The sequence below is a fragment of the Bacillus sp. NMTD17 genome (genome assembly GCF_002998735.1).
Taxonomy (GTDB): domain Bacteria; phylum Bacillota; class Bacilli; order Bacillales; family Bacillaceae; genus Bacillus.
Genome location: NZ_PVRH01000004.1, coordinates 116,742 through 136,018, shown reverse-complemented (window position 1 = coordinate 136,018; position 19,277 = coordinate 116,742). Strand labels below are relative to the sequence as shown.

Sequence of the window (19,277 nt, the reverse complement as noted above, 5' to 3'; positions counted from 1 at the left end):
AATTGTGCTAAAAAATAACTCGAATCCTCACCATAGCGGACTTTTTCAAACATGGGCGAACCATTCCCCTGAACAGGATTTACCCGAAAATGGTCACATAAAAACCTTTTTTCTTCAAATTTTAATAAAATTCATGAGTAACTGCCTGCAACTTTAGTTACAGACAGCTTATTTTTTAGGACTCTAGGGCAGCCCGCTTAATATTATCTTGCAATTCAAGCATACGTTTTGTTCCATCTTCGCGTAATCGTTTGTTTTCTTCTTCGATCTGTTTCGTCTCTTTCATCCCTTGTACAATCGTATTAAAGGAAGATTCGATCGTTTCAATGTCGATACTTGGACGTCCAGACAATTTGGCAATCTCCACACTTTGACTTGAGATGTTTTCAGCATTTCGTTTCAGCATTTCATTTGTTCTTCTATCCAGCTCACTCATTGAATCAGCCACAAGCTTTTGTCTCTTCGCTGTAACAGCTTGAATGATCCCATTTTTAAAAATTGGAATGGTGATGATGAACGCTGAGTTGATTTTACCGATTAATTTCGTATTCCCACGCTGCAGCAAACGAATTTGCGGTGCCGTTTGAAGAGCCACCATCCGTGCCATATCAAGGTCATATACACGCTCTTCCAATGCTTGAATGCCGTTACGAAGTGTATCAAGCTCCATTTGTGCCAGCTGGTTTCCACTAGCCGCTTTTTCTTCATAAGAAGGAACCAATTGCTTTAATTCTTCGATTTTCATTTGACCTGCAACAACATACTTTTCAAGCTCCATATAGTATTGAATGTTATGCTCATACATTTCTTCAAGCGTCACAGTCGATTTAGTCATTTCGTCTTTATATTTACTGATTTCTACATTAATTTTTTCAATCTCTGCACCGAGCGTTTGATATTTACTGAAAATCTTTTCAATCATGCTGCCGCCGCGCTTAAAGATTTTTGACAACAAACCACCCTTTGGCTCGTCAAAATCATTTTTATCAAAACGATCCATAATTTTTCCAAGCTGCGTCAGCATCGTTCCTGAGTCAGTGACACTTGTTGAACGCATCATCGAAAGAATACGATCAGAGAACTTAGAGATTTCAACGGCCGGCTGTTTTCCGTATTCAAGCAGCTCCAGCTGATTTTTCGCATCGATCTGTCTCGCAATATTTTGCACTTCTGGTTCATTTCGAAGCTGAACGCGGATATCGTCTGCCTTCTCAATGGAGATTTCCTCTTTATCAATTGAAATGATGTCATTTCCGTTTGTATTTGTCATAAGCTTTGATCTCCTTATCGATTTTTAATGGATTGAAATAACTTTCTGACGATGGATGGCTCTTTAAACTCCTGATTCATGACCATCTCATCAAGCCAATGGGTATCAAATAATTGGTCATCTATATACCGCTCGATACACTGGTATCCCGCCGGATGATACACGAAGAGATCCACCCCCATTTCGTTTAGGAAAATGAGGGCAGCCGCATCAGAACGAGTCAGCTCACCATTATATTCCGTATGGTATAAAATCACTTTCGGTACGGTTTGTGCATAATCAAAGGTTTGAATGAGTTCAATGAGCTCCTGGCCGATATGCAGTATCTGTTTGAATAAATAAATACGGACATCTAATTCGGTCTCATTGCCTTCTTTTAATAGCTTTGGATGGTGACAGATTCGAGATATCGCCTCTGCTATCGCACGCTGCGCGCCCTCATATAGATGAGAAAACTGCCATACATTGCTTTTCATTAATAATTCAGGATCAATCTCTCCAGCAGAAGAAAGGGCATGCTGATAATGAAATTGATAATTCGAAGACACTTCTTTCGTAAAAGGAAAATGGCGAATGGTCTTCGTCTCTTTCCCTTCCATTAACGTATGGATACGATCCCAGTATTCACGCTTGTCTCGTGTGATCCCCATCATTTTCGCAAAGAGATTCGGAATCTGTATCGTGTCCCGGTCTGCTTGAAAATTAGGGCGAATAAAGGAACGTTCCTTTGCAATTAAAAACAGCTCATCATACGTTGTCTTCAGCGTAATGGAATGAGGGGTATGATCTCTGAATTGCCACGGCTTATACAGCATTGAATCTTCCGTGTGGAGCACCTCTTCAAGCTCTCTTGTCGAGCGGTACGCCACCGTTGATTTCCTCTCAGGCTTTTCAGTAGGGAACGGTTCAAGCTTTGAATTTCCCGGATACTGATCAATAAAAGTCAGCTTTTCTTCTGGATCTAATTCGCGGAACGAATCCTCGCCCTCTGGATGAAATAGCACAACATCACAGCCAATCAGCATGACATAGTAAAGAAAATAAAGCTGACTTTTATTCGCCTCTCCATACCAAATGACAGCCGGCATTTTTTCTTCTATATTGACTTCCTTCAGCCATGGATCTAGATGATTATTTGAAAACTTCACTACATCCAGCAGAACCCGGCGGAAATCGGGATGCTGAAATCCACCCTCATGCATCTGTTTGAAATGCTCAAACACCTTGATCAATGAAAGGCGGATATGCCGGTTCATCACAGGGTTTGGATGGCGTACAATCAGCTGTTCACCATCTAAAAAAGCCACAAAGCGATTCACGGACAATCCCTTTTCTTCTTGGTTAATCAAATGAATGCGTTGAAGCGCTTGAAAATGCTCCGGCTCAATATGACGATTGAGCGTTTCACTTAAAATATGAACGCCATCTGTTTCATATAATTCATGTAAATAAATAAAATAATCGGTTGCATCATGCGGAGTTCCAAGGACCCGGGCGGCGAGACGCGGCAAGGACAATGTATGCTCGTCCTTTACATAACCGTCTCTTTCAGGGAGCGGCTTTTTCAGCACGTTTTTCCAGGCTTCCTGCTCCGCCCGTGTATGGTTGACATCGATTTCTTTATAACTCACGCCGCTCCTTCCTTTCTCCTATATTTTCTCGAAAGCTACTACTATCATATCATTCACCCTTCTACTTCTGCTATCGAATCGAAGGCTTTTTTACGGTCGTCATCTGCTTCTTGACACAAGCGGTGATTTCATCTGCTGCTGCCATGCCAGATGCTGCTGTCGGCTCAAGTAATGGGTCAAAGTCAAGCACTTCCCCATGCCTCGGGGCAAAGCCCATATCCGCCTGACGAATAAGACCTGCATCTAAAAGGGAATCGCCTGCACCATATACATATTCAAGCTCCAGCCGTTCCTTTAAAAAAGCAACAGCATCCCACTTATTAAGCGGCTCCGGAATAAAATAAAGCTTCCGTCCTTGAAGAGAAACCTGCCAGCCTCTCTCCTCGCCCCACAGCTTCAATTCAGCAAGTGGAATGTGAGACAAATACTCATCTTTCATAATCAAATAAAGAAATTTCCCCTCTGCTGTCCGGGTACGCTTCACCCATGCCGCAACTGGAAGGTCGGAGATGGCTCTTAGCATCTCTCTGACTGACATACACGCTTTGAGCCTCTCATCAACGATGGCCTGCCAATCCTCAAGCGGCTTGCCGTGATGAAGGATACAGCCCCCATTTGTCGTGACGGCATACTCCGGTTGGAGCTCTTGCTGAAAGAAGGTGATCCGTTCATACTGAGCAGTCGTTCTTGTCGTCACTGGAATGAACCAGCCTAATTGATGAATTGTCTGCAAGGATTTTTTCGTTTCAACCGACATATAGGAAAGCGGTCGTTCGTCCAGCACCTCAACTAAATCATAATCTCCTTCATACTCATACTGGTCCAGCACTCGATGTGAGTAAATCAGCGTCCGGTCTAAATCACTGGCAAACGCACATGTCTTCATGACGTCTGTTCCATCGGACGAATAAGTCCACAGCACGTATAGGACATATTGGCATATTCAATGACAGGAACGCCTCTGTCCTCTGCCAGAAGCAAAATATGCTTCAGCTTCTCCTGAGACCCCGGCTGAATCAGGATTTTCCAAGGGATTCTTCTAAGCAGCACACGGGTCGTCTCACCAACACCCGGCTTAATCAAATGGGTATTTTTAATTTGAAACTCCTGACCGATCGCTTCAATGGAAGCCATCCCCCGCCAGTCCGCAGGCATTCCCTGTGTGAGGATGGTCTCTGCTTTCTCTCGTACATTTGGTTCGAGGCTAGAAAATGCTTCTTCAATTGTATCCACATACAGGTTGGACACATCCTCATCAAGCAGCTCTTCATAATACTTCGCCCCATGGAAATCATCGGCATTGATCCAGCGGTTGTTTAGTACCGTTCGACTGACAAGTCCTGATACCGTCGAATTCAGGCAGGCACTTGGAATGAGAAAGTCCTCTCTCGTTCCGTAGACATTTGTACAATAGCCTGGATCAGCTAGTACAGCCAGTTCACTAGAAAGACGAATATCATACTTTCTTTCAAAATCAATCACAGCTTTTTGGAGCTCTCTCGAAATCGCACCTTTTCCGGTCCATCCATCAATAAAGGCAATCTCAAAGCCCGGATGTTCCTTGAGCATATAATGCAGCGCATTCTCATCTATTCCTCGGTCACGAATAATAGAGATGCTGTAATGAGGCAGTTCAAGACCATATGTCTTTCGAATATATCGTTTGATGAGCACCCCGATCGGCGTTCCCGCCCTAGCCAAACTGCAAAGAACCGTTTGGAAGCCTCGCTTTTTCACAATCTGTTCTGCTACCACAGCTACTGCTTCTGCTACCTTTTCCTTACTTTCTTTCAGAGATTGATAGAATAAATCCATATAAGATTCCGTTGGTTTATACTCAATCGGCAGCATTTCTGAATAATGCGCACCGCTCTGAATCGAACGCTCCCGCTCTTCTGTACTTTTCTCCATCTCAATGGATGATAAATCTTTGAGTAAGAAGGTTACATCCTGCTCTGGATAGCTTCCCATCTTTGTATACACATTAGCCATTCACCTTCACCTCGTCTGATAAAGTCACAATATGCACATGCTTCACATGCCGCTCGGCAAATAAGTGAACAAGCGGACGCAATGCCTCCTGAGAGACCTTTTTCTCAAAAAAGAGAAATACATCATCGTATTGATCTTTTGGTATGTTGTACACGTAGTGCTGAATTCGGGCATCCTCTGGACTCACAAAGGTAAACCCATTTTGAACAGCGTATCCATCCTTTTCAACAGGGTGAATTGGGCTTCTCGTCGTTGAATGAAAGAGAACGCCTTCTCCCATATGTGCAGCCAGTCTCATTGGCACATACATCAGCTCACCTGTTCCTAAACAAAGTGTCTGCTTTCCTTTACGTTCCTTCTTCAGTTTCAGCCCAGCCTCTGCAGCTGCTTGGTCGATGGCTGCCGTATCTGCTGCGTTTAAACCAAAACGGCCCGTTTCATGTATATATGGCGAATGACCCGCCGAATTTGCTGCATGAGAAAGTGCATACGGCTCGTGCTTAAAGAAAGATTGAAGAGAGTGAACAGAGAGACTTGGCAGATCCTTTTGCTCAGCAATCTCATACGAATAAGCTGGCTCATCCAGCGTTTTGCCCCGAAAGACCATTTGCCCTTTTAATAAAGACAATGATGTGATGTGAATACCAAGCTCCTCTTCAAGCTCACACATGGCTTTCTCGTGCTCCTCAGTCCGCCAGTCCAAAATAGAAAGAATCGTGTAAGAATGCCGCGGATGCTTTGCATGAAGGTCCCGAATGATATTGATATTCGTACGGCCTGTCGTGACTTCATCATCTACTAGCACGATGGGACGGTCTGTGCGAAGTAATGCTTCGTCTGCATAACAAAGCTGATCCGTTGCATGCGAATGCTCTTCTTCAAATACCAATGAAGGATCAAGGTCCAGCAGCTGTTCACGTGTCGTATGGATGTAAGATGCTCCTTCTATTACGTCATACACACCATGACCCAGTGCTGTTGCTGTTTCTGCAAAGCCGATCACGATCGGCTGTTTTCCTGATGAAAGCTTCTCTTTTTTGAGTGCTTCGTAGGCTTTAGTTAATGCCGTGTGGTCATCCGTCTTGAGTGCTTCTACTAAAAGGTCTTGATGCGGAGACGTCTTGCCTGTTTGCTCTTGTGCATACGCCATGGCTAAAAGACCCGAGACAAGAAGCGGTTTTACTGGATGAACAGGAATATGCTTACCGAGCACCTTACTAACGAATAAAAAGGCTCTTTTTTTGTTCACTCTTGCTGCCATGTCAAAAAGATGCTCTTTTTCCAGCTGAAGCGCACCTTTTTTGAGATCAAGCTCAACTTCCATATGTTCCAAGATGCTCAGCGTATGCGGCTTGTGCTTCTGTGAGTATGTCGATATAGCTTCTATTTTCATGAAACACCCCGTAAATATCTGACTTAATTAAAATGTGCTCTGCCCACCGGTAATGCGGCTTCGTTTCATTCATTTTATTAGAGAAGGTACTCTTCATTACGCCAACTGTACCGTCTGCATGTTCAAGAATGCTTAATGCATCCATATACTCTTCCTTCGTCACAACATACATACTTTGCACCGGCTTAAGATGTGTTGGATGAATGACCGTCTTTCCATGAATGCCGTTAGCCACATCGAGTTTTGTCTCCTTGAGTAAACCTTGTACGTCATCAAATTCAGATAAAGACGGTTCACCGCTCCTATGAGAAAGCGCACGGATGAATGGCTTTTGTTCCTTTCGAGCAGGGCCAAAATGCTCCCACACAGCCCCAGAAATTACAAAGGAACGCCCAAAATAATTGATGATATCTGTGATTAAATCTGCAATCAATTTGATCTCATAGATGGTCGTGTCACGATCACGGCGAATACCGTACAAACCGCAAAGATCCGTTGCCCCAATGCGAATATTCAAAATATATTCTTCATCATTCAGCAAGATCTGCTTTAACTCAGACAACACCGTATATCTTGTTTCTTTTTCTAATAAATCGGGTGTTTCCAAAATGGGCATCCCATAAAGTGTTGTCCGCGTTTGGGACGATGCCTGTTTCAGACTGTCCAAATAATCCTTCGCATTATGAACTGAACACTTCGGGAACACAAAACCGGTAAGTAATTGAAGAGAGGAACCGAGCAAGTCTGCCATTTTAAGCAGCTGTTTCGGCGAACGAACTCGAATAAATAAAAGAGGCAATTGTTCAGCCGTTTCAGGAGCATGCGTTACTTTCTCTTTGAGACTGGCCAATTGTGTCACTAGATTCTGTTCGGCCATGTCCACTTCTTGATCACCGATGGCATCCTCCAAGCAAAATACAACAGAGCAAAGCGCTTCATATTTCTGCGACAGCAGCATATCTGCTATATCTTGTCTTGTCGCAGGCATATACAAAGTAGCACCTAATGCATGCGCAAGTACATGCCTCGGTGTCAGTGAATGCATCGCCCCTGGCCGCTTGAAAAAAAGATCGTGCTGCCTCGCCTCTGATAAAAATCGAAAATACCGCATGCTGTGCCACCTCCTGTTGTTTAGAGAAAATAAATGACCTGATGATTCAAAAAAGGATGGAGCCGCTAGTCAACTCCATTCCTTTTTGATCGTCCTATTCTTCTTTTGAAGCCGCAGCTTCGTTTGTCACATCTTGATGTTTCTTCTTATTGATTTTATGAACAATAAACGTCCCGATAAATGCTAGGATAATAATTGCAAAGAATGCGACATGCGGAATTTCAATATGAGCAGCACTTAAGCCCATTTTGATGGCAATAATTCCAATGAGAATAAACGCTGTATTCTCAAGCTCTGGAATACGGTCAATGAGGACAAGGAATAACTGTGCCACTGTACGCATCATGAGAATTCCAAGCATTCCGCCTAATAGCAGAATCCATACTTCCTCAGATACAGCGAATGCCGCAAGAATACTGTCCACCGAGAAGGCAAGGTCCATAATTTCCACAGAAATAACAGTTGCCCAAAACACGCCAAATACACGAACCATCCAGCCTTCTTTTTTCAATTCCTTCGCTTCGTCATCGCCGTCACCTAACCAGAAGTGCTTAATGACAAGCCATGCTAAATATGCAGCTCCGAGGACCTTAATCCACCAGAACTTAATAAGCAGCATCCCTACGCCAATGAATAGAAAACGGAAGAAATAAGCGCCAATTAATCCGTAGGTTAATGCCTTTTTACGCTGCTTTTCTGGTAAATGTTTCACCATGACAGCTAATACAAGCGCGTTATCTGCTGATAACAATCCTTCAAGCACAACAAGGGTCCCAATAAGCCCCCAAGAGACAGGGTTTGTTAATACCTCTGCCCACATATGCCAATCAAAAAACGAGGCATACGTGTCCAACATATGTTTCAAAATATCCAACTGGTTTTCCTCCTATAAGTGTAGAAGCATCAGCAGGCTTTCGCCTGCTGTTATTCTTGACCGCTGTTTCTTTCTCACTTTGGAAAAGGCCCTCATATGAGTCATTGGCAGCGCCACTTGAATCGATTTGTTTCTATCGTTTACACTTCTAACCCATAATTTTGACAAAGAGCTGCAAGTCCGCCAGAGAATCCGCTTCCGATGGCGTTAAACTTCCAATCGCTTCCGTGGCGGTACAACTCACATACCACAACAGCTGTTTCAATTGAGAAGTCTTCCCCTAAATCAAAGCGAATCAATTCTTCCCCGCCCTCTTCATTTACAACACGAACAAACGCATTAGAGACTTGTCCAAAATTCTGGCTGCGCGTCTCTGCATCATGAATCGTAACTGTAATTCCGATACGATCAATGTTAGCAGGAATTTTTGAGAAATCAACGAGAATTTGCTCATCATCTCCATCTCCTTCGCCCGTCCGGTTATCACCTGTATGAGTGACACTGCCGCTTGGGTGCTGAAGGTTATTATAGAAGACAAAATCTGTGTCTTGCTGACAACGATTGTTTGCATCGACTAAGAAAGCCGAAGCGTCCAAATCAAATTCGGCTCCACCAGAATATTTATTCGTATCCCAGCCAAGACCGATCATCACTTTCGTCAGCCCTGGGTTGGTTTTTGTTAAATCGACACGTTGTCCTTTTGAAAGCTGAATCGCCATATTCGTACCTCTCCTGTCTTTGAAAATATGAAACTAGCCGTTACCCGATATCTAAACCGAAGTCCGTTGCAATGCGGGCAAGTCCGCCTTGATAGCCCGATCCGACAGCTGAGAATTTCCATTCCCCGCCATGACGGTATAATTCACCTACAATAATCGCTGTCTCGATGGAGAAGTCCTCTGCCAAATCGTAGCGAATGAGTTCTTCATTTGATGCCGCATTTAAAATACGCACATATGCGTTCGTTACTTGTCCGAAATTTTGACTGCGCGCTTCCGCATCATGAATCGTAATGACAAATGAAATCTTCTCAATACTCGCTGGTACAGCTGATAAGTCGATATTGACTTGCTCGTCATCTCCGTCTCCTTCACCAGTGCGGTTATCGCCTGTATGTACGACACTGCCGCCACCGCCAGTTGTTTGATTGTAAAAGACAAAATCCGATGGAGAGCTTGCCTTACCTGCTGCATCTAAAAGAAATACACTTGCGTCTAGATCAAAGTCATGTCCGCCGTCATACTTATTGACGTCCCAGCCAAGACCGACGACCACTTTTGTTAAACCTGGATTCGTTTTTGTTAAATCAATTTTTTGACCTTTCGCTAAAGAAATTCCCACTAGGAATCTCTCCCTTCTGATTAAATATAGTTTCTCGTAATATCGGCAAGCTTCGCATCATTTGTACCGTTTCCAACAGCCGCAAACTTCCAATCATTCTCATGACGATAAAGCTCTCCAACGATTAACGATGTTTTCCCTGCATACTCATCTTTTAAATTATATTTCACTAATTCTTGATTGTTTGAACGATCCACGATGCGAATGTACGCATTTTGAATCATACCAAAATGTTGATTTCTTCTTAGTGCATCATAGATGTTCACAACAAACACCAATTTATTCACATTGCCTGGCACCTTGCTCAAGTTGACGAGGACTTGTTCATCATCTCCGTCTCCTTCACCAGTTAGGTTGTCACCTGTATGCTCGACACTGCCGCATTTGCTTTTCAAGTTGCCAAAATAAATCAAATCTTTATTTTCCGTAAACTTATCATTTTTCAGCATGAGAACTGAAGCATCACAATCAACATCAGCGCCGCCTCCGCCGCCAAACAGCTTTCCTAAAAATCCGCCGCCTTGTGATACAGGGTCCCAGCCAAGTCCAACAAGAATATTCGTTAGCCCTGCTTTGCCTTTTGTTAAATCAATACGTTGACCTTTTTCTAATGTAATCGCCAAATCAATCACTCCTCCAGCATAATAAAAATCTATTTATTAAGCGATGGACCCTATTAAAATTATCATACATGAAAATTCGACAAAATTCATGATATGACATTGGAGCCTCTTACTCTTTTTTCTATTTACTAGTATATACGATCTATGTTCAAGATAGGTTTCAAACAGATGATATTTTTTTAACGAAAGATCCATGTTGAAAATGGTTCATGTCGTAAATGAAGTGTTTCATGTGAAACATTGTCGAATGTTCCCGGTAAGCAGCTCTAGCTGAATGAACGAAGTGTAGGCATCATTTCACGTTGGTTTTATATGTTGATATAGAAAATATAAAAGCTTGCGATCGAGAGATAAACCCTTTCGTTTCCTTCTATTCATGGATTTCTTTATACTTGAGATGAAGAACATTGACCGTGTCGATGAAAGGATGTTGATGATGCCATCACTTCACATATTAGATCAAGTCGCTATTCCTAAAGGTCAGACAGCCCAAGAGACATTGATTCACACAACGCAGCTGGCTCAGCTTGCGGAAACTCTTGGGTATGAGCGTTATTGGTTTGCTGAACACCACAGCACAAGAGGGCTCGCTAGTACAGCACCTGAAATATTAATGGCTCATATTGCCGCTCATACATCAACCTTACGTACCGGGTCTGGCGGCATTTTACTTCCGCAGTACAGCCCTTTTAAAGTAGCAGAGGTCACGCGGCAGCTTGAGGCCCTTTATCCTGGACGAATTGAAATCGGTGTCGGCAAATCTCCGGGCGGGATTGAAAGGACGAGACTGGCTTTGACGGACGGCGTGCATAAAGACCTGTCTCAGTTTGACCGCCAGCTGAAGGATCTTCTATTTTACTTATCAGACAGCCTGCCTTCTGGGCACCCGCATGCAGGAGTCAAAGCTTCTCCGCTTGTTGATGCTCATCCGCCGGTTTGGCTGCTTGGGCTAGGAGAAAATAGTGCCATGCAGGCGGCGGAGCTTGGGATCAACTATATTTTTGGTCATTTTATCCACCCTGCACGCGGCAAGCAAGCATTTGAGACGTACCGGTCTCACTTTTCTCCATCTGTCTTTTCCGGGCAGCCGCACGCTATGTTTGCTGTTTTTGTCATCTGTGGTGAAACAGATGAAGAGGCCGACCAGATCGCCAGCAGTACAGATTTATGGCTGCTGCGTGTTGAAAAAGGACTGGACAGCCGCGTACCTTCTATAGAAGAAGCCAGTTCCTATCACTACACCACGCAGGAAAAGAAAAAAGTGTTACAAAACCGCCAGCGGATGATTGTTGGCTCAAAGGCAACGGTGAAAGACCAATTACTTAGCTTGATGGACCGCTATCAAACGGATGACATCATGATTCTAAACAATTCCTTTGATCCGATCGAAAAACAGCGCTCCTTCAAACGAATCGCAGAATTATTTTGAAGCCAATCCCCTTGGCTTCTTTTTATCATTGTCATAGAAAATGGGAAATGTAACATCAAGATGTCAAAATCCTTCCGTCTGTCATCTGATCGCAAATGTGTCTTCTAATCGTTAGCGAACTGTAAACGCATAAGGGGTGTACCTTTTATATAGTAGAGGTACATATTCAAAGAATCGTTTACGACGCTAGAAGGAAGGAGATGACAGGCCATGAAAAAGAGACTCGATTGGGTCGATGCGGCTAAAGGAATCGGCATTCTGCTCGTGGTCATGGCGCATGTGCCCATTCCAGATTCTTTAAAGCAATTCATTTACTCTTTTCATATGCCGCTTTTCTTTTTACTATCAGGCATGATGTTTCGATCATCCTCACACCCTGCTCTGTCATTTATTCAGAAGAAAACCAAGAGCTTACTCTTACCCTATCTCTATTTCTCCATCATTACGTATGTTTTCTGGTTCTCCGTTACTCGTTTTTTTGCCTTTAAGGGACAAACGGATATTGACCCTTTCGTTCCGTTTACAGGTATTTTTATATCCAATGCAGATGAAGCTAGACTCACGCATAACCCAGCCATCTGGTTTTTAACGACGCTCTTTTTAGTGGAAATTATATTTTTCTTTATGCACCGTCTGACAAAAGGGAAACCTGCTGTCCTGATCTTACTGACCGTTTTTTGCGGAGGTGCTGGATATGTCTCTACATTGCTTTTAGACCAAAGTCTTCCTTGGAATGCCAATGTCGCCTTGACGGCTGTTGTGTTTTATTCAATTGGATTTTTGGCAAAGCAATGGTTTGTGGAATTAAAAACAGATCCAACCCTTCTTCTATGTACAGGTCTGCTTGTACTGACGGCTTACATGCAAAGCTTGAATTCACGGATCGATATGCGCGTTAACGACTATGGCGATCTCTTTCTTTTCTATGCATGTGCACTGCTCGGTTCAGCTGCCGTGATTTATTTAAGCTTTAAATTCAAAACGTCCCCAATTTTGACGTATCTCGGACGAAATTCTATTGTTATTCTTGTCTTGCAGTTTGCCGGCATCGATATCATGAAAGCATTTGTTTATTATGGACTTGGTATCAATATTGCGGATACAGCGCAGCTCTCTTGGACACTCTTTTATACAATCGGGACTTTGCTGCTTATGGTGCCGTGTATCTCCTTCCTGAGCAAGTATCCGATGCTGCTCGGCAAACCAGCCAAAACAGCACACCGCTACGAACAAAAAACATCCGCCGGCTGATCGGGCGGATGCTTTTTGTATTAATCATTGATTTGAGAAGGATAAAGCGTCATTCCTCCATCCACAAATAAGGTGGTGCCTGTGATATACGAAGCTTCCTTAGATACGAGGAATGCAGCGGCGGACCCAATCTCCTTCGGTTCGCCAAAGGCTCTCATCGGAATCTTTTCAAGCTGCTTTTGTTTTTTCTGTTCATCCTGCAAATCATCATTCGATTCGGTTCCCATTGTACCTGGTGCAATCGCATTGATCCGAATCCCTGCTTCCGCATAATCAAGAGCCAGCGTCTTCGTCATCATATTCATTCCACCTTTGGAAGTGGAATAGTGAACATTGAACGGGCGCGGTATTTCCTGATGGACACTGGATATATTTAAAATGGACCCTTTGATGTCATGCTCCATCATATAGGCGATCGCAGCCTTTGCTCCTAAAAAGGCGCCTGTGATATTGACATCAATGACTTTTTGCCATTGTTCAAGCGTCATCTCATGCGGCATCGCTTCTTCGCCATTAAAGCCTGAATTATTAACGAACACATCTACTGTACCGAAATGCTCCAGTGCTGTATCCATGATGGCTTGAATTCCTTCCTCTTTGGAGACATCTGCGTGTACTTTCACCGCTTGACCTCCGCGCTGCTGAATAGCTTGTACCGTTTCTTCAGCACCCTCTTCATCGCCTTTATAGTTCACAACCACATTCATTTGCTCTAGTCCAAATCGTAATGCGATGGCTTGTCCGATTCCTTTTGAAGAACCTGTGACAATGGCTGTTTTTCCTTTTAAATCTTGATACATCTTCATTTCCCCCAATCACGTGCTTCATCTTGTTGATACACAATGGTTACCCATTTTGAAAAAAAGAAAAACACAACCCTCTGCAATCGTTGACTAAGAGGATTGTGCTGTTCATCAAGCTAAAAGGTGTTATAGACATTTTCACATGTTTCACCGGTTGGCTGATAAAAGCAATGCGACTTATACCTTGCCACAAACGGCTGATTGTACCAAGTCGGTGGACAATTTCCAGGCGGTTTAAAATACCAAAGGCTGAATTTTGCCGGCCAAAATCGTTCTCCGTTAATATTCCTCCGCGCTAGTGCTTTTTCCGTTTCTCGTGCTCGCTGATAAAAATAACCATGCGTGACCGCTTCAAATGCATGCTCCTGATAAATCATTTGTGGAATCGTACGCAGCCCTTTAAAGTCAGAGCAGTTGGCACGCAACCGGTTGATGCCTACATTTCCTACGAGCAGCATCCCTTGCTTCCCTTCACCTTCTGCCTCCGCTCTCAGCAGTCTGGCCATTAGATCAATATCAGAGCTTGTCGCTCTTACCACTGCCATACATCCACCTCCATTTCGTTTCTCTTTTATTTTATGTGGTCTTTCTGTCTAGATGACTGCCATTTTGACGGGAAAAGACACATTCAGTGTCGAGAGCCTGTCTAAACACCTCAACATTTTGCTGGACATGTGTCTCTCTGCCAACAACACACAAACCAAGTGATCATACACATAACAGGAAAAAATATTCATTACTATAGACTCATTTACAAGTGATAAAAATCCTTCTAATTGCTACACCTTCGTCAAAAACAGTCATTTGAACCTATTCAATAATCCGACTCAAAACCTTAAAATATAAAATGTTGAGTTTTTACAGGAGATATCAAATAATAAATTACAAGTTTCTCCTCTCAACTTAGTGTCATTTTTACTACTTGAAGCTGTGCGACCTTTGAAACGCACTGAAGTATTGACAGTACTTTCGCTTCATTCTACAGTAAAAAACATACAGTATTTTTCTTTTTGTGCAAAAAGAACGATATGAACTAAAGCTTTCCAATGAAATTCATCATAAACCCGAGGAGGAAAACACGTCATGTTTAAAAAGAAATTATCCCTGTTTCTTCTGATCTTGTGTGTCACTGTTGTCGCTGCTGCTTGTAGTGGTGGAAAAGAAAAGTCAGCTGCAAAGGAAAAAGATACAAAATCCCTTGATGCAGCAGAGGTAAAGGTAGAAAGTGCTGAATACACATTACCACCTCAATACGATACATCTGTACAGGATGATCAGTATGTATTAAAAGTGAACGTATCTGTAAAAAATATCAGCAAAGAGCCTCTCAATGTTGATAAAAGCAACTTTACGCTTTACCAAGATGACGCACAGGTGTCTACGATTTCTCCAGATGACTACAACGAAGTATTATCTTCAAGCTCTCTAAATGCAGACAAAGTATCAAAAGGCGGTCTTTTCTTTGTTGTTGATAAAGACAAAGACTATCAGCTTGTATACACAGAGCCAGGCACTGGTTCTAAAAAAGATGACAAAACACTAGAGTTTGATATTAAAGGGAAAGACTTAATGAAAAAAGCAGATACACTTCAAGCATCTGCAAAAGCCCTTTCTTCTTATATTGATGTGATGATTTTTGGTAAGAATAACGACGAGTTCGAAAAACTAACAGGTGATAACAAATCAACCGTTGTCAACGAATTTAATAAATCATTCAAACAAGGCTACATCACGTCATCAGGTATTTCTTCTAGTTCAGCGAAAGATGAAAACCTTGATAAGCTGCTAAAAGCTGTGAAAGAAACATTAGCTGAAAAATCAAAAGTTTCAACAAAAACAAAATCAATCAGCGGTGATAAAGCCGTCGTGACTGTGACTCTCACACCAATTGACGCAAGCCCGCTTGTTGATCGTTTAAAAGAAAAAGCGACTGAGTTCTACAGCAAAAACCGCACAGCCTCTTATGATGAAGCACAAAAATATTTACTCTCAATCTACCCAGAAGAGTTCAAAAAATTAGGACCTTCATCTTCTGAAGAAACAGTAGAAGTCAACATGAAGAAAAATGACATCGACCAATGGAAACTTGATTTGAACGATTACAAAACAAGCTCATTAGTTGAAAAGTTCATCAAGAACTAATGAAAAACCCCCGATGCCGGGGGTTTTTTGTTTGATCCCTATATTTAGTTCCGAATTGCAGCCAAGAAAGTAAGATACGGTCTATTATGAAGGATTTTCTTTTACAGCTTCATACTCTTTTATCACCTCAACCGGATCAACCGCATCCTCCTCTTGTGCGTATTCCTCTACATAAGGGTCCATTAATTTCTCAAACTTTTGCTCATCATCTACTAAAGCAACATACGTTTCATATCCTTCAAAATCAGATGGATATAAATGTGCAACGGAACTACCCGTTTCTAATGCCTCATCTATCGCTTTTCTTAATTCCAATAACCCTTTCCTGTTTCCCAAAATAAACGCTTCAAAATGGTGTGTTTGTTGAGCATATATATTACATAACTCTAGCACATCATCATCATCTGTTTGATAAGACATACACCAATCACCTCTTTAATTAAATTAGGATCATAATGTCATTTCGCCTTCTATTATGCCATTTCTTTTGTCCGATCGTGAACCTCTTTTATATGAATCTCTGGATATAAAAAAACTTGCAGAAAAAATCTACAAGTTTTTAGCTTTTTTATTTCGCAAGCATTCACTTTTCTTTCATAAACAAACTTCTCACGCTGCCAAACATCAATTACTTACATAGTACGTGAATATTAAGAATGGGATAGCAAAGTAATACGTATCTAGCTGCGTAGCTCCTGCTCTCATGGTATTATTATCACTGGCATCCCTATAAAAGAACTCCAAAAGCTCATTCATTCTACGGAGGTCCTGTTAAATAATTAATAGAGGTGAATCATGTATAATTACGAAAAGCTATATAAACAGTATTTATATAAAAAAGATCAATTGATTTTTACTAAAGAACGAGTTGCTGAGATGATAACGTCTAAATTTAAAGCTAGAGAATTTTCAAAAACAAAAATTTTAGATTTAGTAAATGATGATCACTTTGAGTATAATAAGATATATAAATGTTTTGTCATAGATGATCCAAGTATATTGATTCAATTGTTTTCAAATGAGGAAAAAAAGAATCATCGTGAAGAAATACTTGATAATCGTGAACATCCCTTAAACCCCAAGAGAGTCAAAGAATGGGAGTATAATCACTTATTGCTTGATGAACAAGAAGGTAGAAGAATTGATATCATTTTAGAAAGTAAAGATGGATTATATATTTCAGAATCTCAAGTAAGAGCTAGCTGCGAAAAGCTTGATAGGTATTTAAATGCTTTAATTGTAGGTGCAATTATTGAAAATGAGTTAGAAGAATATCCAGTTGATATTCATAACGAGTATTTTCAATTTTATTTAGAGAACTTGGATCAATTCGGTTTCTTAAACTAAAACATACGGTGATCGGCATTCACTTGAAAACGCCCTCTATCATAGAGGGCGTTTCTTTATTTTGCAAGCATCCACTTTTCTTTCATAAACAAGCTTCTCACGATGACAAACAAGATGACGACTGCGAGGGCTGAGGAGCCGAGTGTCAGAGTGATGGACATCGGATCGATGATGCCAAACATCAATTGCTTACACAATGCATGAATATTAAGGAATGGGACAGCAAAGTAGTACGTATCTAGCTGCGTAGCACCTGCTCTCATGGTAAAGAACATTGGGATCACACCTAATGTAATGATCATGGACATGTACGATTGCGCTTCTTTCACTGAGCTTGAAACGACACTGAGCAGCAGTTCAATCATCGATACCATGAATGAGAAGATGATAAGCGCCGCAAACATGACGGCGATAATGCTCCACATTTGATCACCAAAGTTCAGTGCTTGTTTTAGCTTTTCTGTAAAGAGCAGCGTGGATAAAAGCAGCATGCCGATCGCCACAATTCCACTTAAAATCCCGAACATGGAGACAGCAAGCCATTTTCCTATGAGAATATGAAGTCTGCTGGCAGGTGTCAGGAACAACGCTTCAATGGATTTCCGGTCTTTTTCACCCGCTACAATATCAAGCGCAGCTGGCAAAGCTCCTGAGATAACGGAGGTCACCAAAATCATCGGAAGGAGAATCGACAAAAGCATAGCGGTCATTCCATTTTCCCCTTCATCGCCTTCTTCTACATCAACGGCCTGCACCTGAAATGGATGAATAACAGATGTATTGATTTGATCAGCGGCTAAACGCTTTTCTACGATTTGGTTTTGATACTGCTCCAGTAAGGATTGCAGCATTTGAACCGCGATGACCGAATCATCATCTGTTGTGTACCCATGAATTTTAATCGCAAATGATTTTTGATGCTGAAGCATGTCGTCAGCCTCTTTCGGCATTTCCAGGTAAGCATTCGCCTTCCCTTCTTTGACAGCTTGCTGCGGGTCATCAAATGTTTCAAGCGTGAGGTTTTTGACCTCTTTGATCATTTGATTCATTTCAGTTGGAAGCTTTTCATTGATTGCGACCGTATAGGTTTCATCCCCTGGATCTGCAATCATGCTTTCATAAAAGAACACCAGTCCAAGCATCGTCAAAAGAGGAATCAGCACTGTTAAGAGTAAGGTTTTTCGGTCCCTTAGCGCATCTGTCATTTCTTTTAAAAATACGGTTTTCCACATTATGAAATCCCCCTAGCGAGCTTCGACATAAAGATATAGTTCAAGTCATCACTTTGTTCCTGTGTATATAATTCTGGAAGTGTTCCTTTGTACACAAGCTCTCCTTGATGAATCATCATGACACTGTCACAAAGCTGGCTGACTTCTTCCATGATGTGGCTTGAAAAAAGGATGGTTTTATTTTGCTGCTTGAGCTGATGAATAAAGTCTCTGAAAATATTACTTGATGTGATATCCAAGCCTGTTGTCGGCTCATCAAATAAGATAATGTCAGGATCATGAATCAAGGTTCTGGCAATTGCCACCTTTTGTTTCATTCCTCTTGAGAATCCTTTCACCTTGCGATCCATATATTGTCTCATCCCAAAACGCTTTGCCAGATCCTCTATTCTTGCTTTGATTTCATGCTGATCTAAGCCATATAATTTGCCAAAGTATTCAAGATTTTCTCGTGCCGTCAAACGATCGTAAAGCCCCGTCTCACCGCCAAACAAAACACCAATTCGCTTTTTCACTTCAGTTGCTTCTTTCACCGTATCAAAGCCTGCGACAGTGACTGTTCCGTGCGTAGGCTCTAATAATGTGGCTACGGCGCGCAATAATGTGGTTTTTCCTGCACCATTTTCTCCTAAGATGCCAACGACTTCCCCTTCCTTCACAGAGAACGTCATGTGTTTCATTGCTTTCACGACTTTTTTCTTATCTTTAAACCAGCAGCTGCAATCGCTGAGAGTAATCATTTGGTTCGCCCCTTTCAACTTTCTAAGTCTATGATAGAAAAAATAACGCTTCCCTGACATAAAAATGTCGCGAAACGTCCTTTTTCTGTCTTGAAATG

At 42.0% G+C, this 19,277-nt stretch carries 19 protein-coding genes; 4 read left to right on the top strand and 15 right to left on the bottom strand.

Going from position 1 to position 19,277, the window contains the following annotated elements; genetic code table 11:
- Window positions 1-175: 175 nt before the first annotated feature.
- The 10 genes from C6347_RS13125 to C6347_RS13080 all read right to left on the bottom strand — a co-directional run bounded on the left by C6347_RS13125 (window position 176) and on the right by C6347_RS13080 (window position 10,235).
- Window positions 176-1,270, bottom strand: coding sequence for a toxic anion resistance protein (locus tag C6347_RS13125; protein WP_003217200.1), 1,095 nt, complete (start codon window positions 1,268-1,270; stop codon window positions 176-178).
- Between the two features lie 14 nt (window positions 1,271-1,284).
- Window positions 1,285-2,901: a YceG family protein gene (locus C6347_RS13120; protein ID WP_060595481.1), complete on the bottom strand. Its 1,617-nt coding sequence runs from the start codon at window positions 2,899-2,901 to the stop codon at window positions 1,285-1,287.
- Window positions 2,902-2,971: 70 nt separating this feature from the next.
- Window positions 2,972-3,787: an HAD family hydrolase gene (locus C6347_RS13115; protein WP_106071724.1), complete on the bottom strand. Its 816-nt coding sequence runs from the start codon at window positions 3,785-3,787 to the stop codon at window positions 2,972-2,974.
- A complete protein-coding gene (locus C6347_RS13110; RefSeq protein WP_066031365.1) occupies window positions 3,784-4,893 on the bottom strand; it encodes a cysteine protease StiP family protein in 1,110 nt (369 codons plus the stop codon). Before C6347_RS13110 ends, C6347_RS13115 begins: the two co-directional genes overlap by 4 nt.
- Complete coding sequence (locus tag C6347_RS13105) at window positions 4,886-6,217, bottom strand: phosphoribosyltransferase family protein (protein ID WP_066031366.1); 1,332 nt, start codon at window positions 6,215-6,217, stop codon at window positions 4,886-4,888. The genes C6347_RS13110 and C6347_RS13105 overlap by 8 nt, the downstream gene beginning before the upstream one ends.
- On the bottom strand, window positions 6,207-7,397 hold the full coding sequence (locus tag C6347_RS13100) for an HpcH/HpaI aldolase/citrate lyase family protein (protein ID WP_106037066.1): 1,191 nt from the start codon (window positions 7,395-7,397) through the stop codon (window positions 6,207-6,209). The genes C6347_RS13105 and C6347_RS13100 overlap by 11 nt, the downstream gene beginning before the upstream one ends.
- 94 nt (window positions 7,398-7,491) lie before the next feature.
- Window positions 7,492-8,271, bottom strand: a complete 780-nt coding sequence (locus tag C6347_RS13095; RefSeq protein WP_034664243.1) for a TerC family protein — start codon at window positions 8,269-8,271, stop codon at window positions 7,492-7,494.
- A 140-nt stretch (window positions 8,272-8,411) separates the two neighbouring features.
- Complete coding sequence (locus C6347_RS13090; RefSeq protein WP_034664245.1) at window positions 8,412-8,990, bottom strand: TerD family protein; 579 nt, start codon at window positions 8,988-8,990, stop codon at window positions 8,412-8,414.
- A gap of 40 nt (window positions 8,991-9,030) precedes the next feature.
- The gene (locus C6347_RS13085) at window positions 9,031-9,612 is read right to left on the bottom strand and encodes a TerD family protein (RefSeq protein ID WP_034664247.1); all 582 of its coding nucleotides are present in this window, start codon (window positions 9,610-9,612) and stop codon (window positions 9,031-9,033) included.
- A 20-nt stretch (window positions 9,613-9,632) separates the two neighbouring features.
- On the bottom strand, window positions 9,633-10,235 hold the full coding sequence (locus tag C6347_RS13080) for a TerD family protein (RefSeq protein WP_034664249.1): 603 nt from the start codon (window positions 10,233-10,235) through the stop codon (window positions 9,633-9,635).
- 436 nt (window positions 10,236-10,671) lie between these two features.
- On the opposite strand from C6347_RS13080, the gene C6347_RS13075 reads away from it, so the two are divergent.
- Both C6347_RS13075 and C6347_RS13070 read left to right on the top strand, forming a co-directional pair.
- Window positions 10,672-11,664, top strand: a complete 993-nt coding sequence (locus C6347_RS13075; RefSeq protein WP_106037064.1) for an LLM class flavin-dependent oxidoreductase — start codon at window positions 10,672-10,674, stop codon at window positions 11,662-11,664.
- Window positions 11,665-11,874: 210 nt separating this feature from the next.
- Entirely contained in the window at window positions 11,875-12,915 is a 1,041-nt protein-coding gene (locus C6347_RS13070) for an acyltransferase family protein (protein WP_106037063.1), read from the top strand.
- 20 nt (window positions 12,916-12,935) lie between these two features.
- Here C6347_RS13070 and C6347_RS13065 read toward each other — a convergent pair whose 3' ends face one another.
- Together C6347_RS13065 and C6347_RS13060 are read right to left on the bottom strand one after the other, a co-directional pair.
- Complete coding sequence (locus C6347_RS13065; protein WP_106037062.1) at window positions 12,936-13,715, bottom strand: glucose 1-dehydrogenase; 780 nt, start codon at window positions 13,713-13,715, stop codon at window positions 12,936-12,938.
- Between the two features lie 119 nt (window positions 13,716-13,834).
- A complete protein-coding gene (locus C6347_RS13060; protein WP_034664257.1) occupies window positions 13,835-14,263 on the bottom strand; it encodes a cell wall hydrolase in 429 nt (142 codons plus the stop codon).
- A 538-nt stretch (window positions 14,264-14,801) separates the two neighbouring features.
- Between C6347_RS13060 and C6347_RS13055 the strand changes: the two genes are divergently transcribed.
- Window positions 14,802-15,860 (top strand): DUF4352 domain-containing protein, encoded by a 1,059-nt coding sequence (locus C6347_RS13055; RefSeq protein WP_060595473.1) that lies wholly within the window; start codon window positions 14,802-14,804, stop codon window positions 15,858-15,860.
- 84 nt (window positions 15,861-15,944) lie between these two features.
- Here the strand turns inward: C6347_RS13055 and C6347_RS13050 are convergent, their stop codons facing one another.
- Window positions 15,945-16,280: a hypothetical protein gene (locus tag C6347_RS13050; RefSeq protein WP_060595472.1), complete on the bottom strand. Its 336-nt coding sequence runs from the start codon at window positions 16,278-16,280 to the stop codon at window positions 15,945-15,947.
- Window positions 16,281-16,655: 375 nt separating this feature from the next.
- On the opposite strand from C6347_RS13050, the gene C6347_RS13045 reads away from it, so the two are divergent.
- On the top strand, window positions 16,656-17,207 hold the full coding sequence (locus tag C6347_RS13045; protein WP_106037061.1) for a hypothetical protein: 552 nt from the start codon (window positions 16,656-16,658) through the stop codon (window positions 17,205-17,207).
- Between the two features lie 56 nt (window positions 17,208-17,263).
- On the opposite strand, the gene C6347_RS13040 is transcribed toward C6347_RS13045, so the two are convergent.
- Together C6347_RS13040 and C6347_RS13035 are read right to left on the bottom strand one after the other, a co-directional pair.
- Window positions 17,264-18,439 (bottom strand): ABC transporter permease, encoded by a 1,176-nt coding sequence (locus tag C6347_RS13040; protein ID WP_060595471.1) that lies wholly within the window; start codon window positions 18,437-18,439, stop codon window positions 17,264-17,266.
- Window positions 18,439-19,179: an ATP-binding cassette domain-containing protein gene (locus C6347_RS13035; protein WP_024427223.1), complete on the bottom strand. Its 741-nt coding sequence runs from the start codon at window positions 19,177-19,179 to the stop codon at window positions 18,439-18,441. Before C6347_RS13035 ends, C6347_RS13040 begins: the two co-directional genes overlap by 1 nt.
- Window positions 19,180-19,277 lie beyond the last annotated feature (98 nt).